Raw genomic sequence first — 26,421 nt, 5'->3', positions numbered from 1 at the left:
CCGGACACCGGGCGGCGAAGACCCCTCAGCCCTCGTCCCCCGCGGCGTCGCCCTCCCGCCGCTCCCTGCCCCAGGCCGCGAGCGGCTCCAGGGCGTCGTTGAGCCGGAGGCCGGCCTTGGTGAGCCCGTACTCGACCCGCGGCGGGACCTCCTCGTACGAGACGCGGCGGACGATCCCGTCCGCCTCCATCTCCCGCAGGTGCGACGCGAGGACCTTCTCGGTGATGCCCGGCACCATCCGCCGCAGCTCCCCGAAGCGCCGCTCCGGCACCTCGTGGAGCGCCCACAGGATGAGCACCTTCCACTTGCCGCCGATCACCTCCATCGCGATGTCGATGCCGCAGACGTGTCCGCCGTCGCACTCCGGCCGGTTCACCGTCGCCATGTCCGCCCCCTCCGACCTGCTCGCTCACCCCAGGGTAACCACCCACTCCGAAGTGGGTACTTGAGCGGCTCGCAGCCCTGCCACAGCCTTGGCCCATGGCAGCGCACTCCCTCCCCAAGACCCCCGTCACCCTCCTCGGCCTCGGCGCCATGGGCACCGCCCTCGCCCGCACCTGGCTGGCCGCCGGCCACCCCCTCACCGTCTGGAACCGCACCGCCGCCCGCGCCGAACCGCTCGCGGCCGAGGGCGCGGCGGTCGCGGCGACCGCCGCCGAGGCCGTCGCCGCGAGCCCCCTCGTGGTCGTCTGCCTCCTGGACGACGCCTCGGTCGAGGCCGTGCTCGACACCGCCGGCCTCACCGGCAAGGACGTGGTCAACCTGACCACGACGACCCCGTCCCAGGCCCGCGCCCGGGCCGCCTGGGCCGAGGCCCGTGGGGCCCGCTACCTGGACGGCGGCATCATGGCCGTCCCGCCGACGATCGGCGTCCCGGAGGCCGGCGGCTACGTCTTCTACAGCGGCGACCAGGCCCTCTTCGACACGCACGCCCCGGCCCTCGCCGTCCCCGCCGCCACCCGCTATGTGGGCACGGACCCGGGCCACGCGGCCCTCCACGACGTGGCCCTGCTCAGCGCCATGTACGGCATGTTCGCCGGCACGGCCCACGCCTTCGCCCTGATCCGCGAGGAGGACGTCGACCCGGCCGCCCTGGCCCCCCTCCTCACCGAATGGCTCACCGCCATGGCCGCCCCCCACATCGCCCAGACCGCCGACCGGCTCACATCCGGCGACTACACGACGGACGTCGTCAGCAACCTCGGCATGCAGACCGCGGGCACCCCCACCTTCCTCACCACCGCCGCCGACCAGGGCGTCAGCCCCGAACTCCTCACCCCCTACTTCGCCCTCATGCGCCGCCGCCTGGCGGAAGGCGACCCCAAGGAGGACCTGACGGGCGTGGTGGACCTCCTGCTCCGGTGAGGGGACGGACGCGGAGGGGGCGCGGTGAGCGGGCGCGCACGGGGATGCCGGCCCGTTGCGTACGGCCTCCGGTTCACCCCGTGCCGCTCCCGCCGCTCCCGCCGTCAGGGAGCGGTCAGCGCACCCAGTCCTTGAGGGGTTCGGTGTCGAGGGTGATGTCGACGGGGGCGGGGAGGTGGACGGTGCGGCCGAAGGGGCGGCGGGCGAGGTTGGCGTAGGTGTCGCCGTCCGGCTCGGTGTAGACCAGGGTCTCGCAGGTGTCCCGGTCGATGAGCAGGTACACAGGGATGCCGGTCTGGGCGTACGCGCTCGGCTTCTCCTCGCGGTCGCGCTTGTCGGTGTCGCTGTCGTAGGAGGTGACCTCGACGATCATGACCACCTGTCCGGGGTCGGCCCATTCCCCCTGACCGGCGAAGGAGCCCTTGGGGGCGAGGGCGCCGTCAGGTTTGGCGTGACCCTTGCGGTAGCGCTCGACACGCAGGCCGCGTTCGGGGTAGAGCCAGAGATCGGGGCGGTGCTGCATGCAACGTTCCATGAGCCAGCGGATGATCTCGTCGTGGTCGCCGTCCGGCACCGCCTTGACTCCCAGCCTGCCGTGGATGAATTCCATCCGGACGCCTTCGCGCTCGGCGGCGGCGGCGATGCGCTCGAACTCCTCGGCCAACATCTGCGGCCTGTCCTCAATGGCGGTCACCACACACCTCCCGCCATCGAGTCTAGGCGTATCCGGAGCACAAGGGGTCGGTGTCGGCCCGGACCCGGTGTTTCGGTTCCGTTAATCGGTGACGACCCCTCCTCCTGAGGGGTGTTCCCGTGGCACACTCGCGGCGATCGTTCCCCCAGGCGGTCCGTACACCCTCAACGGAACCACGCGAACCATGCGGCACACCCCCCGCATGCGAGCGAAGGGATCGCACTACGTGAAGAAGATTGTCGTGAGCATGACCCTCGGGTCGGCGCTCACCGCACTCCTCGCGACGGGGCTCGTCCCCGCCGTCGCGCAGGAAGCCGGGGGCTCCGCCCCGGCCGGCACCAGTGGCGCGCACCGGGCGGACAACCGGCCCGGGCCGCTCACCAAGCAGCGCACCGAACTGCGCGAGAAGGCGATCGACCTGGTCGCCAAGGGCAAGGCCAAGGCGAACGCCCGGGGCGTCGTCGAGGTCGCGCCCGGGAAGTTCGCCGAGACCGAGACGACCACCGCCGTGCGGCAGGAGAAGATCCTCACGATCCTCTCCGAGTTCGGCGACCAGGGGTCCGGAAAGCTCGGCACCACGCCCGGGCCGCTGCACAACCAGATCGCCCAGCCGGACCGGGCCACGGACAACTCCAACGCCTGGACCGCCGACTTCGACAAGGCCTACTACGAGAACCTCTTCAACGGCCCCGGCGAGTCGATGAAGACGTACTACGAGAAGCTGTCGAACGGCGCCTACTCCGTCTCCAACGTCGTCGAGGACTGGGTCAAGGTCCCCGGCAACGCCTCCACCTACGGCGACAACGCCGTGGAGGACAACGGCGGTTCGTGGGCGTTCATCCAGGACACCGGCAACGCCTGGTGGGACGCGCAGATCGCCGCCGGGAAGTCGCCGGCCGAGATCGACGCGTACCTCGCGCAGTTCGACGTCTGGGACCGCAACGACTGGGACCACGACGGGAACTTCGACGAGGCCGACGGCTACATCGACCACTTCCAGGCCGTCCACGCCGGCATGGGCGAGGACGCCGGCGGCGGCGCCCAGGGCGAGGACGCCATCTGGTCCCACCGCTGGTACGTCAACGGCGACGACTACGGGCTGACCGGCCCGGACGTCGCCGGGACGCAGAACAAGGCCGGCGGCGCCCGCATCGGCCAGTCGAAGTACTGGCTCGGCGACTACACCACCGAGGGCGAGAACGGCGGACTCGGCGTCTTCTGCCACGAGTTCGGCCACGACCTCGGCCTGCCGGACTACTACGACACCGACGGCGGCGAGAACTCCACCGCCTTCTGGACGCTGATGAGCTCCGGCTCCTGGCTCGGCCACGGCGCCGCCGCCAACGCGGGCATCGGCACCCACCCGGGGCTGATGGGCGCGGAGGAGAAGCTCTTCCTCGGCTGGCTCGACTACGTCGACGCCCCGCTCGGCACCACCGGCAGCCACACCCTGAGCCCCGCCGCCCTCCAGCAGGCCGGCAAGGCGCAGGCCGTCCGCGTCGCGCTCCCGGACAAGACCGCCGGCACCACCTACGCCACCCCGACCTCCGGCGCGCACGCCTGGTGGACCGGGTCGGCCGACGGCCTCAACCAGTCGCTCACCCGCTCCGTCCCGGCCGCCCCGCGCGTCACCGTGAAGGCGAGCGCCTGGTACGAGATCGAGGCGGACTTCGACTACCTCTTCGCCGAGTACTCCCTCGACGGCGGCGCCACCTGGTCCCGCGCCGGCGAGGCCGTCGACGGCTCCTCGGCCGGCAAGTGGACGACCCTGCGGTTCTCGTACGACGCCGCCGGACAGCCGTCCCTCTTCCGCTTCCGCTACCAGACGGACGGCGGCGTGCACCTCGCCGGCGCGTTCCTGGACGACATCTCGCTGTCCAGCGGCGGCACGACGCTGGCGACGGACGACGTCGAGCAGGGCGCCGGCGGCTGGACCGCGCAGGGCCGCTGGAAGGTCTCCACCGGCACCGAGTCGGCCTCCTACCCGCGGTACTACCTGGTGGAGAACCGCGAGTACGTCGGCGCCGACGCGCTCCTCGCCGAGGGCCCGTACCAGTTCAGCAAGCCGCTGACCGCCCCCGACTGGGTCGAGTACTTCCGCTACCAGAACGGCATGCTCGTCTGGTACGTCGACCGGTCCTACGACGACAACAACGTCAGCAACCACCCCGGCGGCGGCTCGGCCATGGCCGTCGACGCCCGCCCGACGCCGTTCACGTACCCCAACGGCGCCGCGCCCAGCAACCGCCGCCAGCCCTTCGACGCCACCTTCGGCCTGGAGGCCACCGACGCCACCTGCCTCCACACCGAGGTCCTGGCCGGCAAGGGCAAGCAGCAGACCGTCCAGACCCTGGCCGCCTGCGCCCCGTCGGTGCCGGGCATCCCGGTCTTCGACGACACCGACCCGAACGCCTACTACGACGCCTCGGCGCCGCAGGCCAGCGTCAAGGTCGCCGGCCACGGCGTGAAGATCACCGTCACCGGCGACGCCGGCGACGACCTGACGATCACCGTGGCCAACCCGGCCGCGCACTGACCGTCCGCACGTCCCCCGGGGGCGGTGCGGGAGGGCCCTCAGCCCTCCCGCACCGCCCCCGCCAGTTCCGCGAGCAGCGCGACCACCCCGGACGGGCCCGCCACCGCGAGGTCGGCGCGGTCGGCGAGTTCCGGGACCTCGGTGGAGCCGGAGCAGACCAGGAGGCCCGGCAGGCCGTCGCCGCGCAGCTTCTCGACGGCGGCGAAGGCCGGCAGGTCGCCGAGGTCGTCGCCCGCGTAGAGGACGGAACCCGCGCCCTTCTCCCGTACGAACTGCGCCAGCGCCACGCCCTTGTCCATGCCCGGCGGCCGCAGCTCCAGGACCATCCGGCCCGGCTCCAGGACCAGGCCGTGGGCGGCGGCCAGGTCGCCGAGCGGGCCCTTCAGCGCCTCGAAGGCGCCCTGCGGGTCGCGGGCGCGGCGGGTGTGGACGGCGACCGCCCGGCCCTTCTCCTCGATCCAGACGCCGGTCCAGGCGCCGTGCCGGTCGAGGAAGCCGGGGAGTTCGGCGCGGACGGAGGCGACCCCCGGGTGCGGGGCGGCGGCGGTGACGGTGCCGGTGGCCGCGTCCCAGCGCTCGGCGCCGTAGTGGCCGAGGACGGTGAGGTGCTCCAGGCCGGGCACCCCGGCGAGGCCGCCGTGGCGGACGGCGACCCCGGCGGGCCGGCCGGTCACGACGACGACGGCGGCCAGGTGCGGGGCGAGGGCGGCGAGCGCGGGGACGGCGCCGGGATGGGCGCGGGCCTGCTCGGGGTCCGGGACGATCTCGGCGAGCGTCCCGTCGAAGTCGAGGGCGACGACGGCCTCGGAAGGACGCGCGAGGAGCGCGTCCAGGCCGTCGCGGCCGGCGGGTGTGGCCGGGTGCGGAAGGCTGCTGACCATGGGACCGACCCTACCCATGCGGGCGCGCCGCGTCAGCGTGGCCGGACTCACCCCGCGGCTGCTTCGCGGAGGGTTTACCTCCGGCGCTCCCTCTCCTCCCGCACCCGTCGCAGGCGGTTGACCGTGACGGGGTCGTGGGCGAGGGCGCGGGGATCGTCGAGGAGGGCGTTGAGGAGCTGGTAGTAGCGGGTCGGCGAGAGGCCGAGGCCCTCCCGGACGGCCCGCTCCTTGGCGCCGGGGCCGGGCCAGGAGCGCCGCTCGACCGCGAGGACGGCCCGCTCCCGCTCCCCGAGCCCGCCGCCGTCGCCGGCGTCCCCGCCGTCGCCGTCCGCCGCACCGGGCGCCTCCGGCGCCTCCGCAGCCCCGGACCCCTCAGGCGCGGTGGGCGCCTCCGGCGCGGTGGGCCCCTCCGGCCCCTTCGCCGCCCCGGACCCCTCCGAAGGCTCCGGCTTCTCCGGCCCTTCCGAGGGCTCCGGCGTCCCGGGCTCCTCCGGCGTCTCTTCGGTCATACGACCAACCTATTACCCGGCGGTCCACTCCGCCGCCGGCGGACCGCCGCGGTCTACTCCGCCGCCTCCGCCGCCGTCGCCGTGCGGGCGATGGCGCCGAGGACGTCGGCCGGGCGGCCGGCGGGGGTGACCGCCTTGCCGATGTCCTGCTTGATGGTCTCGCTGACCTTGGCCCAGGAGGTCTTGCCGACCGGCGGCAGCTGGGCGGTGGGCAGCGCCTTGAGGAACTCGCGCAGGCCGGCGTGCTCGGCCGCGGTCTCCATGCGGGTGGAGGCGCTGACGGTGACGGGCAGCAGGTCGTTGTCGCCGGCGAACTTCAGCACGTTCTCGTCGCTGAAGACGAAGTCGAGGAAGGTGCCTATCTCCTCGCGGTGCCCGTTCTGCTTGAAGCCCATGATCCAGTCGGCGACGCCCATGGACGCCTTGGCCGGGCCGTCGACGCCGGGCAGCGGCGCCTGGCCGACCTTGACGCCCTGCTTGGCGGCCTCCTGCACGAGGGACGGGTGGCCGTTGAGCATGCCGACCTCGCCGCGCGCGAAGGCGGCGAAGGCGGCCTTGCGGTTGAGCTTGCCGGGGGCGATGGGCCCGGTGAGGCCCCGGCCGACCAGCTCGTCCTTGAGCCAGGTGAAGGTGGCGGTGTTGGCCTCGGAGGCGATGGCGTACCGGTCGGAGTCGTCGGTCCAGCCGCCGCCGCCGGCGAGCAGCCACATCAGGGACTCGGCCTGGGCCTCCTCCGGCCCGAGGGGGAGCGCGAAGGGGGTGCGGACGCCCTCCGCCTTGAGCTTCTTCGCGGCCTGGGCCAGCTCGTCCCAGGTGGTCGGGGGCTCGATCCCGGCCTTGTCGAACAGGTCGGCGTTGTAGAAGAGCGGGCGGGTGGAGGCGACGAAGGGCAGGCCGTACTGGGTGCGGTCGTTCTCGCCGGCCTCGGCGAGCGCCGGGAGGAAGTTGGCCTGCACGGGGATGGTGAGGAGGTCGTCGGCCGCGTAGAGCTGTCCGGCGGCCGCGTAGTCGGCGTAGGCGCCGATCTGGGCGACGTCGGGGGCCTGGCCGGCCTTCACCATCTCGGCGACCTTGCGATCGACGTCGTCCCAGGACTCGACCTGGACCTGGACCTTGATGCCCGGGTGGCCGGCCTGGAAGGCGGCGACGAGGTCGTCCCAGTACTTCTTGGTGGTGTTGCCGCCGGTGAGGTCGTAGTCGGCGGCGACCAGGCGGAGGGTCACGTCGCCGCCGTCGCCGCCGAGGGTGCCGCAGCCGGCGACCGTGGCGGTCAGGCCCAGGGCGGCGGCGGCCGCGGTCAGTCCAAGGAATCGTCGCCGCTCCACGGCTTCATCCACCTTTTGCTCGTCATTGAGCAGCAGTGAGCTGCACGTACATCCGGGATACATCCGGGCAGGGGCCGAAAGTCTGCCCCGCCCCCGGACAAGAGGTCTACACCACTCGGGTATCACTTCCGCAACTCCGGGGGGAGCTTCGCCACAAACCCCCCACACCGGGGGTCCGAATTTGTATCCGAGCGCAACAATCCTCGGCAGTGGACTAGACCTTTAGGGCGGTCTCGCGCGAGGATGTCCCCCGTGAGACACGTCATCGCCCTGGATGTGGGCGGCACCGGCATGAAGGCCGCCCTCGTCGGGGCGGACGGCACCCTGCTCCACGAGGCCCGCCGCGCCACCGGGCGCGACCGCGGCGCGGAAGCTGTCGTCGAGACGATCCTCGCCTTCGCCGAGGAGCTGCGCGCCCTTGGCGAGGAGCGGTACGGCGAGCCCGCCGCAGCCGCCGGGGTCGCCGTCCCCGGCATCGTCGACGCCGACCGCGGCATCGCCGTCTACGCCGCCAACCTCGGCTGGCGCGACGTCCCGCTGCGCGCCCTCCTCAGCGAGCGCCTCGGCGGCCTCCCCGTCGCCCTCGGCCACGACGTGCGCACCGGCGGCCTCGCCGAGGGCCGCATCGGCGCCGGCCACGGCGCCGACCGCTTCCTCTTCGTGCCGCTCGGCACCGGCATCGCCGGCGCCATCGGCATCGGCGACCGCATCGAGGCCGGCGCCCACGGCTACGCCGGCGAGATCGGCCACATCGTCGTCCGCCCCGGCGGCACCGACTGCGGCTGCGGCCAGCGCGGCTGCCTGGAGCGGTACGCCTCGGCCTCCGCCGTCTCCCTCGCCTGGGCCGAGGCCTCCGGCGACCCCGACGCGGACGCCGCCGACTGCGCCAAGGCGGTCGAGTCCGGCGACCCGGTCGCCGTCCGCGTCTGGCAGGAGGCGGTCGACGCCCTCGCCGACGGGCTGGTCACCGCCCTCACCCTGCTGGACCCCCGCACGCTCATCATCGGTGGCGGACTGGCCGAGGCCGGGGAAACCTTGTTCACACCCCTTCGGGCCGCGGTGGAGGCACGCGTGACCTTCCAGAAGCTGCCCGTCATCGTCCCGGCGGCCCTCGGGGACACCGCCGGATGCCTGGGCGCGGGCCTCCTCGCCTGGGACCTGCTCGCCGACCAGCGCCCCACCGACTCGGAGGTTTCCGCCTGATGTCCGATCACAAGGTTCTCGCCGGCGCACGCGTCGTGCTGCCCACCGGGATCGTCGAGAACGGACGCGTGATCGTCGACGGCGGCCGCATCGCCGGCAGCGCGCCCGAGGACGCCCCCGTGCTCGACCTCACCGGCCACTGGCTGGTGCCCGGCTTCGTCGACATGCACAACCACGGCGGTGGCGGCGCCTCCTTCACCTCCGGCACCGTCGAGGACGTCCTCAAGGGCGTCCACACCCACCGGCTGCACGGCACCACCACGGTCGTCGCCTCCTTCGTCACCGGCGACATGGACTTCCTCACCGCGCGGGCCGGCCTGCTCTCCGAGCTGGCCGAGCAGGGCGAGATCGCCGGCCTCCACTTCGAGGGCCCGTTCATCTCCCCCTGCCGCAAGGGCGCCCACGACGAGACGCTGCTGCGCGATCCGCACCCGGCCGACGTCCTCAAGCTGATCGATGCCGCCCGCGGCCAGGCCCGCATGGTCACCCTCGCCACCGAGCTGCCCGGCGGCATCGACTCCGTGCGCCTCCTCGCCGAGCACGGCGTCATCGCCGCCATCGGCCACACCGACGCCAGCTACGAGCAGACCGTCGAGGCCATCGACGCCGGCGCCACCGTCGCCACCCACCTCTACAACGCGATGCCCGGTCTCGGCCACCGCGCGCCCGGCCCGATCGCCGCCCTCCTGGAGGACGAGCGGATCACCGTCGAGCTGATCAACGACGGCACCCACCTCCACCCGGCCGCCCTGGAGCTGGCCTTCCACCACGCGGGCCCCGAGCGGGTCGCCTTCATCACCGACGCCATGGACGCCGCCGGCTTCGGCGACGGCCGCTACATGCTCGGCCCGCTGGAGGTCGAGGTGAAGGACAGCGTGGCCCGCCTCGTCGAGGGCGGCTCCATCGCCGGCTCCACCCTCACCCTGGACCGCGCCTTCAAGCGCGCCGCCACGGTCGACGGCCTCCCCGTCGAGTCCGTCGTGCAGGCCATCTCCGCCAACCCGGCCCGCCTCCTCGGCGTCTACGACCGGGTCGGCTCCCTGGAGCCCGGCAAGGACGCCGACATGGTCGTCCTCGACGCCGCCTTCGACGTGAAGGGCGTCATGCGCAAGGGCGAGTGGATCGTCGCCCCGCAGGGCGTCCCCACCCGGGTGCCGCAGAACGCCTGATCGGGGCGAAAGGGACGGCGGACCGCCCGGGGGCTGGGCCGATCGCCGTTCCTTTGGCATGATCGCGCCTGTCCCACAGGTCTTACCGGAGGTACGGGGGGTGGACAGGTGATTCTCACGGTCACCCTCAACACGGCGCTGGACCTCACCTACGAGGTCCCCGCCCTGGTCCCGCACACCAGCCACCGGGTCGCGCGCAGCGCCGAGCGCCCCGGCGGCAAGGGCGTCAACGTGGCCCGGGTGCTCGCCGCACTCGGTCACGAGACGGTCGTCACCGGCTTCGCAGGCGGCCCCACCGGGGACCGGCTCCGCGAACTCCTCGCCCCGGTCCCCCGGCTGACCGACGCGCTCGTGCGCACCGAGGCGGCCACCCGCCGCACGGTCGCCGTCGTCGACACCGGCGCGGGCGACACCACCCAGCTCAACGAGGCCGGCGCAGCCGTCGCCCCGGACGAGTGGTCGGCCTTCCGGGCCCGGTACGCGGAGCTGCTGGCCGGCGCCGCGGCCGTCGCCCTGTGCGGCAGCCTCCCGCCGGGCGTCCACGTCGGCGCCTACGCGGACCTGGTCCGTACGGCCCGGGCGGCGGGCGTCCCGGTCCTCCTCGACACCGGCGGCGAACCGCTCCGGCGGGGCATCGCCGCCCGCCCCGACCTGGTGAAGCCGAACGCGGACGAGCTGGCGGGCCTGACCGGCTCCCGCGACCCGCGCCGCGCGACCCAGGACGCCCGCCGCAGGGGCGCCCACGCGGTCGTCACGTCCCTGGGCCCGGACGGCCTGCTGGCCGCCACCCCGGAGGGCCTCTGGCGGGCGGCGCCCCCGGCACCGGTCCACGGCAACCCGACCGGAGCCGGCGACTCCGTGGTCGCCGCCCTCCTGGCCGGCCTGGTCGGGTCCGACCCCTGGCCGGAGCGCCTGGCCCGCGCCGTGGCCCTCTCGGCCGCCACGGTCGCCGCCCCCGTGGCCGGCGAGTACGACCCCGGGGTCCTCGCGGACCTGCTCCCGAAGGTGACGGTCACGGAGGAGAGGCCCTGAGGGCTAGGAGCCCTTCGGCGGGGTGACCTCGACCCAGTCGAGGAGCACGTCGCACTGGTTGCCGGCCTCGCAGGAGATCTTGATCTCGTTCTCGCCCTTCTGGAGTTCGACCGGCGCCCAGGTGGTCTGCCAGTTCTTCTCCAGGTTCGGGTCGGTCGACTTGATGAAGTTCTTCAGACCGATCGGCTGGCTGTTCGGCTTGCCGTTGACCGTCAGCGTGGCGAAGGCGTCGACGGCGGGGATCGCGTACCGGACGGTCAGGGCGTAGTTGCCGCCGTCGGGCATGTTCGCCTTCCAGGTCACCGAGGAGCCCTGGGCGTTGAATCCCGCCACGTAGGCGCCGTCCGCGCCCTCCGCGCCCTTGACGTCCTTGGCGAGCGTGGCGCTGCCGCCGAGCGTGAGCGTCGCCGCGTCCTGCTTGGGCAGCTCGGCCTTGGTCGGCTCGGTGGAGGGTTCGGCGGAGCCGGAGGGCTCCTGGCTGGGGGTGGCCGGGGCCGAGGAGGTCGGGGTGCCGCCGGCGGTCGGGCCGTTCTTCTCGCCCTGGTTGCCGATGATCGCCGCCGTGATGCCGGCGACGACGACCGCGACGACCGCGACCGCGCCGATCAGCAGGCCCTTGGTGTTGGGGCCGCGCCCGCGCTGGGGCGGCATCGGGGCCTGCCGGGTCCGCTCGTTGCCGGGGTACGTCTCCGGCGCCGCGTACTGCGGGTGCGGCTGGCCGTACGGCGCCTGCTGCTGCGGCGGCACGTAGGGCTGGGCCGGCGGCTGGCCGTACTGGCGCTCGCCGACCGTCCTGACCTGGTTGTACGAGGTGCGCGGCACACCCGGCTGCGCGGGTGCGGGACCCGGGTAGCCGTAGCCTCCGCCCTGGGGGGCGCGGCCAGCCGCTGCCTGTCCGTCGGCGTACAGATAGCCGAACGGATCGTCGTCCTCGGGCTTGTTCGCGCCGTCGTTACCGGCAGCCATCCGGGTCACCTCTCCATGCTCGCCAGCCGTCGCCGACCCGGCGAGCCTACCCCGAACGAATGAAGCCGCCGCGCCGGGAACGATCACCCGGCCCGGCGGTGCACCTTGGCACGGGACCGTTTCTCCACGTACATCCGCTGGTCGGCGGAGTTGAGGACCTCTTCGACGGTCATCCCGCATTCGGCCCAGCCGATGCCGAAACTGGCCCCGACGCGGACCGCCCGGCCGTCCACCCGGATGGGCGGGATGATCGCGTTCCGCAGCCGGACGGCGAGGTCGGCGGCGTCGGCGGCGCCGAGTCCGTCGGCGAGGACGACGAACTCGTCACCGCCCAGACGGGCGACGGTGTCGCCGTCGCGGACGCCGGTGGTGAGCCGGCGGGCCACCTCGATGAGGACGGCGTCGCCGGTGTGGTGGCCGAAGCGGTCGTTGATCGACTTGAAGCCGTCGAGGTCGCAGAAGAGGACGGCGAGCCCCTTGGTGCCGTCGTCGGTGTCGCCGCCGGTCGGCGCGACCGTGTGGACGTGGTGGTCGTACGCCCCGCCGCCGGCCGGTTCGAAGCCGAAGCCGTGCTCGTGCTCGTGCTCGTACTCGTAGCCCCCGTCGTGGACGGCGGGCAGCGGGTCGGGGTCGTAGGCGAAGCCGGCGTCGGGGCCGGGGCCCTGGTAGGCGCCGGTGCGCGCGGGGCGCTCGCAGAGCCGGGCGGAGAGCCGGGAGCGCAGCTCGGCGCTGTTGGGCAGGCCGGTGAGGGCGTCGTGGGAGGCGCGGTGGGCGAGCTGGAGCTCGTGCCGCTTGCGCTCCTCGATGTCCTCGACGTGGGTGAGGAGGAAGCGGGGGCCGTCGGCGGTGTCGGCGACCACCGAGTTCCGCAGCGAGACCCAGACGTAGGTGCCGTCGCGCCGGCCGAGCCGCAGCTCGGCCCGGCCGCCCTCGGCGGAGGTGCGGAGCAGGGTGCCGATGTCCTCGGGGTGGACGAGGTCGGCGAAGGAGTAGCGGCGCATCACGGAGGCGGGGCGGCCGAGGAGGCGGCAGAGGGCGTCGTTGGTGCGGAGGAGCCGGCCGTGCTGGTCGCCGCCGAGTTCGGCGATGGCCATGCCGGAGGGGGCGTACTCGAAGGCCTGCCGGAAGGATTCCTCGCTGGCGCGCAGGGCCTGCTGCTCGCGCTCCAGGCGTATCAGGGCGCGCTGCATGTTGGAGCGGAGCCGGGCGTTGCTGATCGCGATGGCGGACTGGGAGGCGTACATCTGGAGGGCTTCCTGCCCCCAGGGGCCCGGGTGCCGGCCGTTGCGCGGGCGGTCGACGGATATGACGCCGAGGAGTTCGCGTCCCGTCCCCGACGCGTACATGGGGGCGTAGAGGCGGTCGTGGGGGTGCCACTCGTCCTCGAAGCGGGGGGCGGGGCCGTCGGTGTGCCACTGGGGGACGTCGTCGTCCATCAGGACCCAGCCCTCGGTGTGCGGTATGAACCGCAGGTCGCCCCAGGGGAGGGCCATGGCGAGGCGGCGCTCCCAGGCGTCGCGGGAGCCGACGCGGCCGGTGATGAGGGCTTCGGCGGCGGGGTCTCCGGAGAAGGCGGCGACGACCAGGTCACCGTCGGGCCGGACCAGGTTCACGCAGGCCAGCTGGTAGTTGAGGCCGGCGACGACGCCGTCGGCGACGGTCTGCACGGTGTCCGCGAGGCTGCGGGCGGTGTTGAGGTCCGCCACGACCTGATGCAGCTGCCGCAGGGTCGAGAGACGGACGTAGGGCTCCGACTCGGTCTCCATCGCTCGCTCTCCCCGAGACCTCGACAGCAACTCCAGGATTCTCATCGGCTTCGTACCGCACTGTCCCCGCAACTGAATCACAGCGAGCTGCGCACCCGGTACACAGGGTCAGCAAATAGTGCCCTCTGTGACTCAAGTCACAGCATAAGGTGGCGGAATCCGGCGGGTCGACGGTGACCGCCGGAACGACCGCGCTCCGGCACCGACGGGAGCCCGGCGAAGGCCCGGCGGAGGCGCGGCGGGACCGCAACGGAAGCCCGGCGAAGACTCGGCGGAAGCCCGGCGGGGGGCGCGGATCCGGGCGGCGGTCCTAGGTCCCGCGCCGGGCGCCGGTCTGGTCCCCGGGCCCGATGCGGCCCGCGAGGGCCCGGGGCTAGCGTGCCGGTGTGCTCCAGAAGACCCCGCTCCCGCCTCCCGTCACGGACCTCGCCATCCCTCATGCTGAGGGGGTGAGCGACGACGAGTTCCGGGCGGCCATGTCCCGCCTCGCGGCCGGTGTGGTCCTGGTGACCGCGCACGATCCCGACGACGGCCCGCGCGGCGAGGACGTCGGCATGACGGCCACCGCGTTCCTCTCCGTCTCGCTGGACCCGCCGCTGGTGCTGGTGAGCCTGCGCAACGGCTCGCGCATGGACGACCTCCTGGAGGAGGTGCCGGTCTGGGCGGTGTCGGTGCTGGCCGAGAACCAGCGGCACGTCGCCGGCCGCTTCGCCATGAAGGGCCGCGTCTCCGACCGCCTCCTCTTCGCCGACCTGCCGTTCACCCGCGGCGAGGAGAGCGGGGCCCCGCTGCTCGACGGCACGCTCGCCACCCTGGAGTGCCGCACGGAGAGCCGCGTGGTGGCGGGCGACCACACCCTGGTCGTCGGCCGCGTCCTGAAGGTCGCCCTCCCCGCCCCGGACGACGCCCCCCTCACGTACTTCCGCGGCCGGTACCGCCGCCTGGGCTGAGGGCCGGAGGGCCCGCGGATCCGGGGGCTCAGCCCCAGTCGCGGCCCTGGCGGCCGCGCTTGGTCTCGGCCCGCTGCTTCTTCTCGCGGAGGCGGCGTTCGTTGATGCCGCGCGGGATGCGGGTGGCCTTGCGGGGCTTCGGCGGCGGGGCCGTCGCCTCGGCGAGGAGCGCGGCGAGCCGGACGGCGGCCGTCTCGCGGTTGCGCCACTGGGAGCGGTGCTCCGAGGCCCGTACGGTCAGCACGCTGTCCACCAGCCGGGAGGCGAGCCGCTCCAGGGCGCGGGCCTTCCACACCTCGGGCAGGGCCTCGGTCGCGGCGAGGTCGAAGAGGAGCTCGACGCGCGAATCGGAAGTGTTCACATGCTGGCCGCCGGGACCCGAGGAGCGCGAGAATCGCCACTGGAGCTCGGCCTCGGGGAGCGAGACGGAGCCGCGGATCTGATACGGACCTGACATGCCTCCATGTTCCCCGGGACGGGCACGGACCGTCACCCTGTTTTCGCGGTCGGGAACCGCCGGGCGCCGCTGCGCGTTTCTCCGGGCGAAGACAGCGTGTGAACCACGATGAAAGGGACTTCCCATGGCAGTGAGCCTCTCCAAGGGCGGCAACGTCTCCCTGACCAAGGAGGCGCCGGGCCTGACCGCCGTCACCGTGGGCCTCGGCTGGGACGTCCGCACGACGACCGGCACCGACTTCGACCTCGACGCCTCCGCGATCGGCGTCGACGCCGCCGGCAAGGTGGCCTCGGACGCCCACTTCGTCTTCTTCAACAACAAGTCGACGCCGGACCAGACCATCGTCCACACGGGTGACAACCGCACCGGCGAGGGCGGCGGCGACGACGAGCAGATCAACGTCAACCTGGCGGGCCTCCCGGCCACCGTCGACAAGATCGTCTTCCCGGTCTCCATCTACGACGCGGTCTCCCGCTCGCAGAACTTCGGCCAGGTCCGCAACGCGTACATCCGCATCGTGAACCAGGCCGGCGGCGCCGAGATCGCCCGCTACGACCTCTCCGAGGACGCCGCCGTCGAGACCGCCATGGTCTTCGGCGAGCTGTACCGCAACGGCGCCGAGTGGAAGTTCCGCGCGGTCGGCCAGGGCTACGCCTCCGGCCTGGAGGGCATCGCCCGCGACTTCGGCGTGAACCTCTGACGGTCCCCGCCCCGACGGCCGGGCCCCGGCCGGGCATCCGCCCGCCGGGGCCCGGCCGTCTCGCTACCCTGGCCGCGTGATCGTCGAGACCCTCGCGCCCAAGGCCCTGGAGGACGGCGCCGCGCTGCCCGGGCCGCTGCTCACCGAACTCACCGCGCTGTACGCGTCGAACCGTGAGTTCCAACAGCTCAGCGGCGACTTCCCGGACCCCGACGACGTGCGGCCCGAGCAGGTGGCCGCCGCCCTCGCCGCCGAGCTCGCCGAGCCGTCCGTCGAGGTGCTGCTGGCCCGCTCCGAGGGCCGGCTCGTGGCCGTCGCCGTCACCCTGGCCCGCCACCCCGACCCGGCCGACCCCGACCCGTGGCTGGGCCTGCTGATGGTCCACTCCGACGAACACCGCGCGGGCTTCGGCCGCCGCCTCGCCGGCCACGTCGAGGACGGCTTCCGCGCCTCGGGCCGTACGGGCCTCAGGCTCGCCGTCCTGGAGAACAACCCGGCGGCCCTCGCCTTCTGGACCGCCCTCGGGTACGAGGAGACCGACCGCCGCCCCGACCGGGCGCACGGCCGCCCGTGCGTGGTCCTGCGGAAGTCCCTGGTCTAGGGCTTCGCCGGCCGGTCGTCGCCGTACAGCCAGACCTTCCACACCTCTTCGTCGAGGTCGCGGCCCGCGACCTCCTCCGCGTGGGCCGTGAAGTCCTCGGTGGAGGCGTTGGCGTGCCGGTGCCCGTCCGCCCAGCCCCGCAGCAGCCGGTCGAAGACCCCGTCGCCGACGGCCTCGCGGAGCTTGTGGAGGACCATGGCGCCGCGCTGGTAGACGGGCGGGTCGAAGAGGTTCTCCGCGGCGGGCGGATCGGCGGGCGGGAAGGCCCAGTTGGCGTCCTCGGCGAAGGCCGCCGCGAAGCTGTCGGCGGCGGGCACGGAGCCGTGGTCCTCCGCGTACAGCCATTCGGCGTAGGTGGCGAAGCCCTCGTTGAGCCAGATGTCCCGCCAGCTCTCGGGGGTGACGGAGTTCCCGAACCACTGGTGGGCCAGTTCGTGGACGAGCGTCGGGCGGTCGAAGGAGGCGGCCGGGAAGACGGGCCGGGTCTGGGTCTCCAGGGCGTAGCCGAGGAGGCCGTCGGCGGTGACGACGGCCCCGGCGGCACCGAAGGGGTAGGGGCCGAAGCGCTCCTCCTGGCGGGCGAGGATGCCGGGCAGCTCGGCGCGGAGCGCGGCCGTGGCGGAGACCAGCGAGGGCTCGACGGCGGTGACGACGGGGACCGAGCCGAGCGCGGTGCCGGTGGTGGTCGCGTACCGGCCGATCGTCACGGTGGCGAGGTAGCTCGCCATCGGCTCGGTCTGGCGCCAGACCGTGCGGGTGCGGCCGCCGGACACGGCCCCGGAGGAGACGCGGACGCCGTTGGAGAGCGCCGTCAGCCCGCTCGGGACGGTCAGCGCGATCTCGTACTCCGCCTTGTCGGAGGGGTGGTGGTTGCCGGGGAACCAGGTCGTGGAGCCGGCCGGTTCGCCGACCGCGACGGCCCCGTCGGCGCTCCTCAGCCAGCCCTCGGTCGAACCGTCGGGGTCGGTGAGCGGCTCGGGCACCCCGGAGTAGTCGACCGTGACGGTGAACTCGCGGCCCGAGGGCAACTCGTCGTGCGGGCGGATCGTCAGCTCGCCCCCGGCGCGGCTGACGGCGGCGGGCGCGCCGTCGACGGTCGCCTTCGCGACCGTGAGGCCGGAGAGGTCGAGGTTGAGGGCGGAGAGGTCCTGGGTGGCGCGGGCGGTGATCCGCGCGGTGCCGTCGAGGCGGCCGGTGCCGGGGTCGTAGGCGAGGTCGAGGGCGTAGCGGCCGACGTCGTAGCCGCCGTTGCCCAGCTTGGGAAAGTACGGGTCGCGCAGCCCGGACGCGCCGGGGGTGCCCCGCACCCCGCCGGTCGCCGGGGTGCACCCGGCGAGGAGGCCGAGCACGGCGAGGGCCGCCGCCAGGGAGGCGGCGGCCCTCGGGGACCGTCCGGTCCGGCTGCTGAGGGTCACGTGAGGATCCTAGACAAGTCGGACAGAAGGTGACGGTGAGGGCGCCCGTCGGGGGGAATCGGGCGCCCTCACCCGCTGGTGGGGTGTCGCTCGGGTGCTTACTTCGCCAGCTCGGCGACACCGGCCTGGGCGAACTTCTCGTCCAGGTCGCCGGAGGGGGCGCCCGCGACGCCGATGCCGGCGATCGGGCCGCCGTTGGCGGCCACCGGGGCGCCGCCGCCGAGGAAGAGGGTGCCGGGGATGTCCTTGAGGTTCGGGGCCTGCTCCAGGCGCTTGGCCAGCTCGGAGGTCGGGGCGTTCCAGGAGACGGCGGTGTACGCCTTCTTCACGGCGGACTCGTAGGACTGCGGGCCGGCGCCGTCGCCGCGCAGGGTGACGATCGTGTTGCCGTTGCGGTCGACGACGGCGACGGAGACCCGCTGGTTCTCCTTCTCGGCGGCGTCCAGGGCGGCCCGCGCGGCGTCGGTGGCGGCCTCGACGGTGAGGTGGGTGGTCTGGCGCAGGTTGTCCTTGCCCGCGTCGGCCTTGGCGACGGCGGCGGGAGCGGCGGCCGGGGCGGAGGCGTTCGCCGAGACGGCGCCGAAGGTGCCGGCGGCGAGGACGGCGGCGACGGTGGTGCCGAGGACGAGCTTCTTCTTCATGACGGGCTCCCGAGGAGGTCGTGGGCGGACCTGACCGGTCCGGGTGGAGGAGGGCTGTTCCTTCGCTCTGCCTCCATCCTGGGTCCGCCCCCGGCCCCGCACGGTCGACGTTCCGGCTGGCCCCGCGGCGCGCACCGGAGGATGCCGGGGTCAGCCGATCGGCTGATGCCCGCGTGGTCCCCGCGGGTCAGCATGGATACGTACACCCAGGTCAGCGCGGGCGAGCGGTCGCGCGGCACCGGGCGCACAGCCCGCGAAGGAGGCGAGACGGTGGACCGGACCGGCCGGCACGCGCGGCACAGCCCGCAGGCCCCGCACGCTCCCGCGGCGCAGGGGCGGCTCCCCGGCTCCCCGGCCGGCCACGACCCGGACGCCGGCTGGCTCGCGCGCGTCATGCACGTGGCGTTCTTCCTGCTGCTCGGCGCCTCCCTCGCGCGGTTCCTGCTGCGCCACCCGTGGGAGGGCCGCAGCCCCTGGATCATCGCGCTCTCCGGCGCGCTCGCCGCGCTCTACCTGCTGGGGCCGGTCCTCGGCACCCGGGCCACGCCGCGCCGGATCGCCTGGCTGTGCACGGTCGTCGCCGTCTGGGCGGTGCTCGTCGTCCTCGCCCCCAGCTTCGCCTGGTGCGCGGTGCCGCTCTTCTACACCGGCCTGCGGACCCTGCCGCCGAAGGCCGCGGTCGTCCTGGTCGCCCTCCTCACCGCCTTCGTGGTCTTCGCGCAGGTGCAGCTGTCGCACGGCGGCTGGGACCCCAACCTGATCGTGGCCCCGCCGGCCGTCGCCGCCCTCGCCACCGGCGTCTTCGTCCACGCCGACCGGCAGGCCGCCCGGCAGCGCGCCCTCATCGACGACCTGATCCGCACCCGCCGCGAACTGGCCGCGATCGAGCGGCGGGAGGGCACCCTCGCCGAGCGGCAGCGGCTCTCCATGGAGATCCACGACACCCTCGCGCAGGGCCTGTCGAGCCAGCAGATGCTGCTCCAGGCCGCCGACCTGACCTGGGAGAGCGATCCGGCCGCGGCCCGCCGGCACGTGCGGACCGCCGAGTCGATCGCCGAGCGGAACCTCGCCGAGGCCCGCCGCTTCGTGCACGACCTGGCCCCCGCCGACCTCGCCGAGGGCGGCGGCCTGGAACAGGCGCTGCGCGGGCTCGCGGAGCGCGAGTCGGCGGCCTTCCGGGTGGACGGCACGCCGGTGCCGCTGCCGGACCGGGCGCAGTCGGCGCTGCTGCGGATCGCGCAGGGCGCGCTCGCCAACATCCGGGAGCACGCCGCCGCCACCTCCGCCGCGCTCACCCTCACCTACCTCGACGACCAGGTGGTCCTGGACGTCGCCGACGACGGCAGCGGCTTCGACCCGTCCGCGTCCCGCGCCGACGGCGGCGTACGGGGCCACGGCCTGCCCGCGATGCGGGTCCGGGCCCGGCAGCTGGGCGGGACGCTTACGGTGGAGTCGTCCCCCGGCGAGGGCACCGTGCTCTCCGCCGCCATCCCGCTCGTACCCCTCGCACCCCCGACGGAGGCCGGCCCGTGACCGTACGCATCCTGCTCTGCGACGACCACGTCGTGGTCCGCGCCGGGCTGCTCGCCCTGCTGGGCAGCACCCCCGACATCGAGGTCGTCGGGGAGGCCGGCAGCGGCGAGGAGGCCGTGGCGATGGCCGCGAAGCTGAAGCCGGACGTGGTCCTCATGGACCTCCAGCTCGGCGCCGGCATCGACGGCGTGGAGGCGACCCGCCGGATCGCGCCGACCGGCGTCCACGTCCTCGTCCTCACCACCTACGACACCGACGCCGACATCACCCGCGCCATCGAGGCGGGCGCGACCGGCTACCTCCTGAAGGCCGAGCGGCCGGAGGAGCTGTTCGCCGCGATCCACTCGGCCGCCCAGGGCCGCACCGCGCTCTCCCCGCCGGTCGCCAGCCGGGTCATGGACCGGATGCGCGGCGCCGCGGGGCCGTCCCTCACCGACCGGGAGCGGGACATCCTCGGCCAGCTGGCGCACGGGCTGGGCAACAAGGAGATCGCCCGGGCGCTCTTCATCAGCGAGGCCACCGTCAAGACCCACCTCGGCCGGATCTACGCCAAGCTCGGCGTCGACACGCGGGCGGGCGCCGTGGCGGTCGCGAAGGAACAGCGCCTGCTCCCCTGAGACTGCTACTGTGCGCCACTGTTCCAGCGCACAGCGTCATGTCCCCGTGGGAGCGCACGTGAAGATCGCCGTCGTCGGTGGCGGGCCCGCCGGCCTCTACCTCTCGATCCTGCTCAAGCGGCAGGACCCCTCCCACGAGATCGCCGTCTACGAGCGGAACGCGGCCGGCTCCACCTACGGCTGGGGCGTCACCTACTGGGCCGGGCTCCTCGACAAGCTGCGGGCCGGCGACCCCGAGTCCGCCGCCGCCGTCGCCGACGCCTCGGTGACCTGGACCGACGGCCTGGCGATCGTCCGCGACGAGCGGACCGTGCACCGCGGCGACGCCGGCTTCGGCATCGGCCGCCGCCGGATGCTCGGCCTGCTCGCCGACCGGGCCGCCGCACTCGGCGTCGAGGTCGCGTACGAGCACCCGGTCGACGGCCCGGACGCCCCCGAACTGGCCGACGCGGACCTGGTCGTCGCCGCCGACGGCGTGCACAGCGTCCTGCGCGAGGCCCACGCCGACCACTACGGCACCGCCTTCACCACCGGCCGCAACCCCTACATCTGGCTCGGCACCACCAAGGTCTTCGACTCCTTCAGCTTCGCCTTCAAGGAGACCGAGCACGGCTGGATCTGGTGCTACGCCTACGGCTTCAGCGGCGAGCGCTCCACCTGCGTCGTCGAGTGCGCCCCCGGCACCTGGACCGGCCTCGGCCTGGACACCATGCCCGAGGGCGACTGCCTGGCGCTCCTGGAGAAGCTCTTCCACGACCTCCTCGACGGGCACGGGCTGATCGGCCGCGACCGGGGCGCCGAGCCCGCCCAGTGGCTGCGCTTCCGCACCCTCACCACCCGGGTCTGGCACCGCGGCCGGACCGTCCTGCTCGGCGACGCCGCCCACACCACGCACTACTCGATCGGCGCCGGCACCACCCTCGCCCTGGAGGACGCCCTCGCGCTGGCCGAGGCCCTGCGCGACCGCCCCGACACCCCCGCCGCCCTCGACGCCGCCCTCACCGCCTACGGCAGGCGCCGCCGCGCCGCGCTCGTCTCCGCGCAGAGCGCGGCCCGCCTCAGCGCCCGGTGGTACGAGAACCTGCCCCGCTACATGGGCCTGGAGCCGGACCGGATGTTCGCGCTCCTCGGCCAGCGCCACTCCCCGCTGCTGCCGTACGTGCCGCCGCAGCTCTACTACCGCGTCGACCGCGCCGCCGGCCGCCTGGAGGCCCTGCGCCGGCTCAAGCGCTGGCTGGGCCCGCGGGTCGCCCGGGCGGTCCACCGCGCCTGACCGCGGCGGGGCGTGACACCATCGGGGCGTGCTCGACATCGGCTACTCCCTCTCCCGGCGCTTCCCCGACCCCCCGCAGACCGACTACCGGCGGGCGGACGTGCACGCGCTGCGGCACGACCTCTTCTGCGGGGACGTCTACCTCGCGGACACCAAGGAGGACCGGGAGGTGTCCACGGCCTGGGGATGGGTGCCGGTCCTGGACTTCGCGTGGGCGCTCTGCGACATCGTCGAGCAGCTCGACCGGGACCCGCGGGGCAGCCGCGCCGCCCGCCCCCAGTACGCCGAGCTGGACTTCACCGAGTCCACGGACCGGATGCTCTTCGAGCGCCGCTTCGGCTGGGTCGACGTCGAGGCCGACTGGATGCCCGGCGACGAGCGTCCGCTCACCTTCTCGCACGCCGAACTGCGCCGCGAGGCCCGCGACTTCCTCCACGACCTGATCGCCGACCTCACCGACATGCACGAGGGCCTGGCCGACAACCCGGCCGTCTGGGACCTCCAGGCCCGCTTCCCGCGCGTCACGTAGCCCCGGGGGACGCTCGGTCCTCCACCCGCACCCCCAGCCGCGCCGCGAGGACCGGCGCCAGGTCGAGGAGCTGCGCCGAGGAGATCACCGCGCCCGCCAGGGACTCCACCCCGCGGGCGATCTCCAGCCGGCGCACCCCCCGCAGGTCCGCGTCGGCCAGCTTCGCGCCGGAGAAGTCCGCCCCGACCAGCTCGCAGTCCACGAAGGCGACCCGCTCCAGCCTCGCCCCGCCGAAGTCCGGCTCGACCAGGACGCACCCCTCGAAGGTCACGTCCCGCAGGGTCGCGGAGCGCAGGTTCGGGTAGTCCCACTTGCCGCCCCGGACCAGCACCCGCTCCCACGCCGAGCCGTGCAGCTGCGTCCCCCCGAACCGCGCCTCCACGACCTCGGCGTCCCGCAGCTGCGCCTGCGACAGGTCGGTGCCCACGCCCCGTACCGCCTCCAGGCGCGAGTCCAGGAACCGGGCGCCGGTCAGCCGCGCCCCGTCCAGCGCGCACTCCCGCACGGCGCAGTCCAGGAAGCGGGCGCCCTCCCCCGAGGCGCCCGTCAGGTCGAGCCCGGCCAGCTCCAGGCCGTCGTAGTCCCCGTCGGGCGCCAGCCCGCCCCCGTACGGCTCCAGGGGCGGGAGCCGCAGTTCCACCCGGCGGGGCGCCTTGGTCGTTCGCTTCATGCCCCCATCGTGTCCCACGCCACCGACAACCCGCCCTTGACCTCAAGCAAGGTCGAGGTACGAGTCTGGGGGCACGGCCGCCCGCCGGGCACCGCACGCCGGCCACGCGACGGCCGCACGCCGACCACACGACGACAGGGGAACCACCATGCACGCCGTCCGCCTCCACGCCTTCGGACCCGCCGAGAACCTCACCCACGAGGAGGTCGCCGACCCCGTGCCCGGCCCCGGCCAGGTCCGCGTCGCGGTCGCCGCCGCCGGCGTCCACCTCCTCGACACCGCCCTCAGGGAAGGCCTGCCCGGCCCCTTCCCCGCCCCCGCGGAACTCCCCACGATCCCCGGCCGCGAGGTCGCCGGCACCGTCGACGCCCTCGGCGAGGGCACCGACCCGTCCTGGCTCGGCAAGCGCGTCGTCGCCCACCTCGGCATGAACCCCGGCGGCTACGCCTCGCTCGCCGTCACCGACGCCGCCCGGCTCCACGAACTCCCCGACCACCTCGGCGAGGCCGAGGCCGTCGCCATGATCGGCACCGGCCGCACCACCCTCGGCATCCTCCAATTCACCGACCTCGGGCCCGAGTCGGTCGCGGTCGTGCCCGCCGCCGCCGGAGGCATCGGCACCCTCCTCGTCCAGTACGCGAAGAACGCGGGCGCCACCGTGATCGGTCTCGCCGGCGGCCCCGCCAAGGTCGCCCGCGTCCGCGAGAACGGCGCCGACCTCGCCGTCGACTACACCCGACCCGGCTGGCCCGACGAGGTCCGCGGCTTCCTCGGCGACCGCACCGCCACCGTCGTCTTCGACTCCGTCGGCGGCGACACCGGACGCGCCGCCGTCGGCCTCCTCGGCAAGGGCGGACAGCACCTCGTCTTCGGCTGGTCCGGCGCCGGACTCCACGACGGGGCGGCCCTCACCTTCACCGAGGAGGAACTGGCCGCGCGCGGCATCACCTCCGGCTCCGTCCTCGGCCCCGTCATGATCCAGAAGGCCGGCGGCGACGTCCGCACCCTCGAACTCGCCGCCCTCGCCGCCGCCTCCGACGGCACCCTGCGCCCCGCCGTCCACCGCTTCCCCCTCGCCGAAGCGGCGAAGGCCCACCGCGCCCTGGAGACCCGGGGCACGATGGGCAAGGTGGTCCTGATCCCGTGAGGCGGCTCAGACGCCGAGCACGTCCCAGGAGTGCGCCTTGAACTCCTTGCGGAAGTCCTCGTGGTCCTCCCACATCCGGGCGATGGAGCGCAGCGCGTCCCAGTTGTGCTCCAGCGCCTGGTCCACCACCTGACGCAGCTCCGGCGCCGTCTCCCGCTTCTCCACCAGGCCGGTGACCTGCGAGGCGGCCTGCACGGTGTAGCGCAGCGCCCGCAGGGCACGGGAGGTGTCGTCCATCCCGAAGCCGTGGTCACTGCCGTTCGCGGGGTCGAAGAGCGGGGTCAGACGGTCCTCGATGAAGGCGGTGATCCGCCGGAAGCGGGCCTCGACGCCCATGTCGTCGCCGTGGTTGCCGTGATCGTTGCACATGAGGACTTCCTACACCGTCGCCGGTGCGCCGAGCGCCGCCAGGGCCCCGTCCGTCAGCCGGTAGACCGTCCACTCGTCCTGCGGGCGGGCGCCCAGCGCCTCGTAGAAGTCGATCGACGGCCGGTTCCAGTTCAGCACCGACCACTCCAGGCGCTCGTAGCCGCGCTCGACGCAGATCCGGGCCAGCTCGGTCAGGAGCGCCTTGCCGTGGCCGCCGCCGCGCGCCTCCGGACGGACGTACAGGTCCTCCAGGTAGATGCCGTGGACCCCGCGCCAGGTCGAGAAGTTGAGGAACCAGAGCGCGAAGCCGACCGGCTCGCCGTCCCCGTCCTCGGCGATGTGGGCGTAGGCGGCGGGGCGCTCGCCGAACAGCGCCTCGTGGAGCTGCTCCGGGGTGGCCCGGGCCTCGTCGAGGGCCTTCTCGTACTCCGCGAGGTCGCGGATCAGGGCGTGGATGACGGGCACGTCGGCCGGGGTGGCGGTACGGATCATGGGGTCAGCGTGCCAGCAGCGCCCGGGCGATGACCACCTGGTCGGCGTCGAGCGCCCCCTCGCCGTCCTTGACGTCCCACAGCCCGTTCTGGAGCACCCGCCCCAGCGTCCACGCCAGGGCCCGCTCCCGGTCGAGCCCGAGCCGCTCGGTGAGCAGGTCGAAGCGCCACCGGATCTCGGCCGGGTCCGGGTTCCACAAGTCGGTCAGGGCCGGCAGCAGCTCGAAGCCCGGGTCCCCGGCGAGCGGCTTCGGGTCGATGACCAGCCACGGCTCGCGCTCCGCCCCGAGCACGTTGTCGTAGTGCAGGTCCCAGTGGAGCAGCCGGTCCCCGGGCTCGCCCGCCACCTCCCGCACGGCGGCGGCGCAGTCGCGGAGCAGCGCCGCGTCCTCCGCCCCGAGCCGGGCCGCCGCGTCCGGCACCCGCGCGAGCATCCGGTCCGCGACGGCGCCGAGCCGCCGCAGCCCGGGCGGCGCCGGCCGCTCCGACAGCCGGGCGAGCAGCCCGGCCAGGATCCGCACGGCCTCCCGCTCGTCCCCGAGCCGGGACAGGTGGCGCCGGTGGTCGGCCCGTTCGAGGAGCATCGTGCCCGTCTCCGGATCGTGCTCCAGCAGGTGGACGACCCCGTCCCCGCCCCACGCGCGCAGCGCGACCGGCTCGCCCTCGCTCTCCTCGTCGAGCAGCTGGAGCTTGAGCGCGGCGGGCGTGCCGTCCGACCGCTCCACGGGCAGCACCAGGGACGCCACCCCGTGCATCGGGGGCCCGTCGAGCCGCAGCCCCCACCGGCCGAGGAAGTCCTCGGCCCGTCCAGGCAGCGCGGCGACGAACGCCCGCCCCGCCTCGCCGTTGTACTTCGCCTGGGAGACCGCGAGTTCCTCGGGTACGTCGATCACCCTCCCGAGCCTACGACCCCAGCGCGCCGTCCAGCAGCCTCCCGAAGGCGCCCGCGTCGTACAGCCCGGCCCCGCCGTCCAGCGCCCTCCCGTCCACCAGCACCGACGGCGTGCCGCCGACGCCCGAGTCCTCGAACGCCTTCTCCGCGTCCGCCACCCACGCCCGGTGCCCCTCCTCGCGCACCGCCCGGTCGAAGGCGTCGCCCCGCAGCCCGTCCACCCGGTCCGCGATCCGCAGCAGGTGGCCGGCGGTGGAGGCGTCCTCCGACTCGTCGGCCGGCCGCGCGGCGAACAGCGCCGCCCGGAACGCCGCGAACCTCCCCGGGCCCGCGTCCGCCGTGACCGTGTGCGGGGCGTCCGCGTCACCGACGACGATCTTCGTACCCTCCACCGCCGACGGCGGCACGCTCAGCGTCTCCGCGTGCGCCGCCGGAGCCGCCGCGGCCTTCCCCGTCGCGTCCGGCGACGCTCCGCCGTCCGGCGAACACCCCACGGCGGCAAGGCCGATGAGGCCCGCGGCGGCCACGGCGGCGAGGACGCGCCGAGTCCTGCGCACAGCCATGGGGGGATCCTTCCGGAGCGACGGAATCCGCACTCCCGAACCCAGGCGCGCGCCCGCCCGCCGCCGCCCGCCGAAAGACCCGTATCCAGAGGACCGACGCCCCCGGTACCCTCCCGCCACGCACCGG

The 26,421-nt window shown here is 74.3% G+C and carries 27 protein-coding genes and 1 pseudogene; 13 read left to right on the top strand and 15 right to left on the bottom strand.

Translation table 11 applies throughout. The annotated features are described in order from the left end of the window. Window positions 1-25 precede the first annotated feature (25 nt). Entirely contained in the window at window positions 26-385 is a 360-nt protein-coding gene (locus tag ACFW6A_RS20020) for a helix-turn-helix domain-containing protein (RefSeq protein WP_351844007.1), read from the bottom strand. 95 nt (window positions 386-480) lie between these two features. On the opposite strand from ACFW6A_RS20020, the gene ACFW6A_RS20015 reads away from it, so the two are divergent. After that, entirely contained in the window at window positions 481-1,365 is an 885-nt protein-coding gene (locus ACFW6A_RS20015) for an NAD(P)-binding domain-containing protein (protein ID WP_351844009.1), read from the top strand. 115 nt (window positions 1,366-1,480) lie between these two features. On the opposite strand, the gene ACFW6A_RS20010 is transcribed toward ACFW6A_RS20015, so the two are convergent. After that, window positions 1,481-2,059, bottom strand: coding sequence for a Uma2 family endonuclease (locus ACFW6A_RS20010; RefSeq protein ID WP_351844012.1), 579 nt, complete (start codon window positions 2,057-2,059; stop codon window positions 1,481-1,483). A gap of 226 nt (window positions 2,060-2,285) precedes the next feature. Between ACFW6A_RS20010 and ACFW6A_RS20005 the strand changes: the two genes are divergently transcribed. Further along, window positions 2,286-4,595, top strand: coding sequence for an immune inhibitor A domain-containing protein (locus ACFW6A_RS20005; protein ID WP_386641677.1), 2,310 nt, complete (start codon window positions 2,286-2,288; stop codon window positions 4,593-4,595). A gap of 38 nt (window positions 4,596-4,633) precedes the next feature. On the opposite strand, the gene otsB is transcribed toward ACFW6A_RS20005, so the two are convergent. The 3 genes and pseudogenes from otsB to ACFW6A_RS19990 form a co-directional block, all read right to left on the bottom strand. After that, on the bottom strand, window positions 4,634-5,476 hold the full coding sequence (gene otsB / locus ACFW6A_RS20000; protein ID WP_351844014.1) for a trehalose-phosphatase: 843 nt from the start codon (window positions 5,474-5,476) through the stop codon (window positions 4,634-4,636). A gap of 74 nt (window positions 5,477-5,550) precedes the next feature. Then, window positions 5,551-5,772 (bottom strand): annotated as a pseudogene (locus ACFW6A_RS19995) (DUF3263 domain-containing protein); the annotation flags it as partial. 266 nt (window positions 5,773-6,038) lie between these two features. Then, window positions 6,039-7,322: an extracellular solute-binding protein gene (locus ACFW6A_RS19990; protein WP_351844019.1), complete on the bottom strand. Its 1,284-nt coding sequence runs from the start codon at window positions 7,320-7,322 to the stop codon at window positions 6,039-6,041. Window positions 7,323-7,562: 240 nt separating this feature from the next. Here ACFW6A_RS19990 and ACFW6A_RS19985 point away from each other — a divergent pair, with 240 nt between their 5' ends. The 3 genes from ACFW6A_RS19985 (at window position 7,563) to ACFW6A_RS19975 (ending at window position 10,714) form a co-directional block, all read left to right on the top strand. Continuing rightward, a complete protein-coding gene (locus ACFW6A_RS19985) occupies window positions 7,563-8,513 on the top strand; it encodes an ROK family protein (protein ID WP_351844021.1) in 951 nt (316 codons plus the stop codon). Continuing rightward, window positions 8,513-9,682, top strand: a complete 1,170-nt coding sequence (gene nagA / locus ACFW6A_RS19980; protein ID WP_351844024.1) for an N-acetylglucosamine-6-phosphate deacetylase — start codon at window positions 8,513-8,515, stop codon at window positions 9,680-9,682. The genes ACFW6A_RS19985 and nagA overlap by 1 nt, the downstream gene beginning before the upstream one ends. A 108-nt stretch (window positions 9,683-9,790) precedes the next feature. Then, window positions 9,791-10,714 (top strand): 1-phosphofructokinase family hexose kinase, encoded by a 924-nt coding sequence (locus tag ACFW6A_RS19975; RefSeq protein ID WP_351844026.1) that lies wholly within the window; start codon window positions 9,791-9,793, stop codon window positions 10,712-10,714. A 3-nt stretch (window positions 10,715-10,717) separates the two neighbouring features. Here the strand turns inward: ACFW6A_RS19975 and ACFW6A_RS19970 are convergent, their stop codons facing one another. Together ACFW6A_RS19970 and cdgB are read right to left on the bottom strand one after the other, a co-directional pair. Continuing rightward, window positions 10,718-11,680, bottom strand: coding sequence for a CBM35 domain-containing protein (locus tag ACFW6A_RS19970; RefSeq protein WP_351844028.1), 963 nt, complete (start codon window positions 11,678-11,680; stop codon window positions 10,718-10,720). An 83-nt stretch (window positions 11,681-11,763) separates the two neighbouring features. Beyond that, window positions 11,764-13,446, bottom strand: a complete 1,683-nt coding sequence (gene cdgB, locus ACFW6A_RS19965; RefSeq protein WP_351844031.1) for a diguanylate cyclase CdgB — start codon at window positions 13,444-13,446, stop codon at window positions 11,764-11,766. 386 nt (window positions 13,447-13,832) lie between these two features. On the opposite strand from cdgB, the gene ACFW6A_RS19960 reads away from it, so the two are divergent. After that, window positions 13,833-14,396: a flavin reductase family protein gene (locus ACFW6A_RS19960; RefSeq protein WP_351844033.1), complete on the top strand. Its 564-nt coding sequence runs from the start codon at window positions 13,833-13,835 to the stop codon at window positions 14,394-14,396. 28 nt (window positions 14,397-14,424) lie between these two features. On the opposite strand, the gene arfB is transcribed toward ACFW6A_RS19960, so the two are convergent. Then, window positions 14,425-14,853: an alternative ribosome rescue aminoacyl-tRNA hydrolase ArfB gene (gene arfB, locus ACFW6A_RS19955; RefSeq protein WP_386641672.1), complete on the bottom strand. Its 429-nt coding sequence runs from the start codon at window positions 14,851-14,853 to the stop codon at window positions 14,425-14,427. A 124-nt stretch (window positions 14,854-14,977) separates the two neighbouring features. Between arfB and ACFW6A_RS19950 the strand changes: the two genes are divergently transcribed. Together ACFW6A_RS19950 and ACFW6A_RS19945 are read left to right on the top strand one after the other, a co-directional pair. Further along, on the top strand, window positions 14,978-15,553 hold the full coding sequence (locus tag ACFW6A_RS19950) for a TerD family protein (protein WP_043226150.1): 576 nt from the start codon (window positions 14,978-14,980) through the stop codon (window positions 15,551-15,553). A 76-nt stretch (window positions 15,554-15,629) separates the two neighbouring features. Continuing rightward, window positions 15,630-16,154, top strand: coding sequence for a GNAT family N-acetyltransferase (locus ACFW6A_RS19945; RefSeq protein WP_351844038.1), 525 nt, complete (start codon window positions 15,630-15,632; stop codon window positions 16,152-16,154). On the opposite strand, the gene ACFW6A_RS19940 is transcribed toward ACFW6A_RS19945, so the two are convergent. Together ACFW6A_RS19940 and ACFW6A_RS19935 are read right to left on the bottom strand one after the other, a co-directional pair. Continuing rightward, on the bottom strand, window positions 16,151-17,569 hold the full coding sequence (locus ACFW6A_RS19940) for a M1 family metallopeptidase (protein ID WP_351844041.1): 1,419 nt from the start codon (window positions 17,567-17,569) through the stop codon (window positions 16,151-16,153). The genes ACFW6A_RS19945 and ACFW6A_RS19940 overlap by 4 nt on opposite strands. Window positions 17,570-17,667: 98 nt before the next feature. Next, a complete protein-coding gene (locus ACFW6A_RS19935; RefSeq protein WP_351844044.1) occupies window positions 17,668-18,210 on the bottom strand; it encodes a heme-binding protein in 543 nt (180 codons plus the stop codon). A 393-nt stretch (window positions 18,211-18,603) separates the two neighbouring features. Here ACFW6A_RS19935 and ACFW6A_RS19930 point away from each other — a divergent pair, with 393 nt between their 5' ends. From ACFW6A_RS19930 to ACFW6A_RS19915, 4 genes are read left to right on the top strand one after another with little or no spacing between them, the layout of a single operon-like run. Then, complete coding sequence (locus ACFW6A_RS19930; RefSeq protein ID WP_351844226.1) at window positions 18,604-19,743, top strand: sensor histidine kinase; 1,140 nt, start codon at window positions 18,604-18,606, stop codon at window positions 19,741-19,743. Next, a complete protein-coding gene (locus tag ACFW6A_RS19925; RefSeq protein WP_030495583.1) occupies window positions 19,740-20,360 on the top strand; it encodes a response regulator transcription factor in 621 nt (206 codons plus the stop codon). The genes ACFW6A_RS19930 and ACFW6A_RS19925 overlap by 4 nt, the downstream gene beginning before the upstream one ends. Before the next feature lie 58 nt (window positions 20,361-20,418). Continuing rightward, the gene (locus ACFW6A_RS19920; protein ID WP_351844228.1) at window positions 20,419-21,633 is read left to right on the top strand and encodes an FAD-dependent monooxygenase; all 1,215 of its coding nucleotides are present in this window, start codon (window positions 20,419-20,421) and stop codon (window positions 21,631-21,633) included. Window positions 21,634-21,661: 28 nt separating this feature from the next. Continuing rightward, a complete protein-coding gene (locus tag ACFW6A_RS19915; protein ID WP_351844047.1) occupies window positions 21,662-22,162 on the top strand; it encodes a hypothetical protein in 501 nt (166 codons plus the stop codon). Here the strand turns inward: ACFW6A_RS19915 and ACFW6A_RS19910 are convergent. Next, window positions 22,155-22,832: a pentapeptide repeat-containing protein gene (locus tag ACFW6A_RS19910; protein WP_351844049.1), complete on the bottom strand. Its 678-nt coding sequence runs from the start codon at window positions 22,830-22,832 to the stop codon at window positions 22,155-22,157. The two genes, ACFW6A_RS19915 and ACFW6A_RS19910, sit on opposite strands and share 8 nt — an antisense overlap. Window positions 22,833-22,980: 148 nt before the next feature. Between ACFW6A_RS19910 and ACFW6A_RS19905 the strand changes: the two genes are divergently transcribed. Then, window positions 22,981-23,979: a zinc-binding dehydrogenase gene (locus ACFW6A_RS19905; RefSeq protein ID WP_351844051.1), complete on the top strand. Its 999-nt coding sequence runs from the start codon at window positions 22,981-22,983 to the stop codon at window positions 23,977-23,979. Window positions 23,980-23,985: 6 nt separating this feature from the next. Here ACFW6A_RS19905 and ACFW6A_RS19900 read toward each other — a convergent pair whose 3' ends face one another. Genes ACFW6A_RS19900 through ACFW6A_RS19885 form a run of 4 tightly spaced genes read right to left on the bottom strand, consistent with a single transcriptional unit; the run spans window position 23,986 to window position 26,294 of the window. Then, window positions 23,986-24,348 (bottom strand): hypothetical protein, encoded by a 363-nt coding sequence (locus tag ACFW6A_RS19900; protein ID WP_351844054.1) that lies wholly within the window; start codon window positions 24,346-24,348, stop codon window positions 23,986-23,988. 9 nt (window positions 24,349-24,357) lie between these two features. Then, entirely contained in the window at window positions 24,358-24,840 is a 483-nt protein-coding gene (locus tag ACFW6A_RS19895; protein ID WP_351844057.1) for a GNAT family N-acetyltransferase, read from the bottom strand. A 4-nt stretch (window positions 24,841-24,844) separates the two neighbouring features. After that, window positions 24,845-25,732 carry an aminoglycoside phosphotransferase family protein gene (locus tag ACFW6A_RS19890; RefSeq protein WP_351844059.1) on the bottom strand — a complete coding sequence of 296 codons (888 nt, stop codon included), beginning with the start codon at window positions 25,730-25,732 and terminating at the stop codon, window positions 24,845-24,847. A 10-nt stretch (window positions 25,733-25,742) separates the two neighbouring features. Then, window positions 25,743-26,294, bottom strand: a complete 552-nt coding sequence (locus ACFW6A_RS19885) for a hypothetical protein (protein WP_351844062.1) — start codon at window positions 26,292-26,294, stop codon at window positions 25,743-25,745. Window positions 26,295-26,421: the final 127 nt, after the last annotated feature.

Origin of the sequence: Streptomyces sp. NPDC058758, from assembly GCF_042746075.1 — a bacterium.
In the GTDB taxonomy this organism is placed as follows: Bacteria; Actinomycetota; Actinomycetes; order Streptomycetales; family Streptomycetaceae; genus Streptomyces.
The sequence above is the reverse complement of the archived record's forward strand: the minus strand, read 5'-3'. Positions and strand labels throughout refer to the sequence as shown.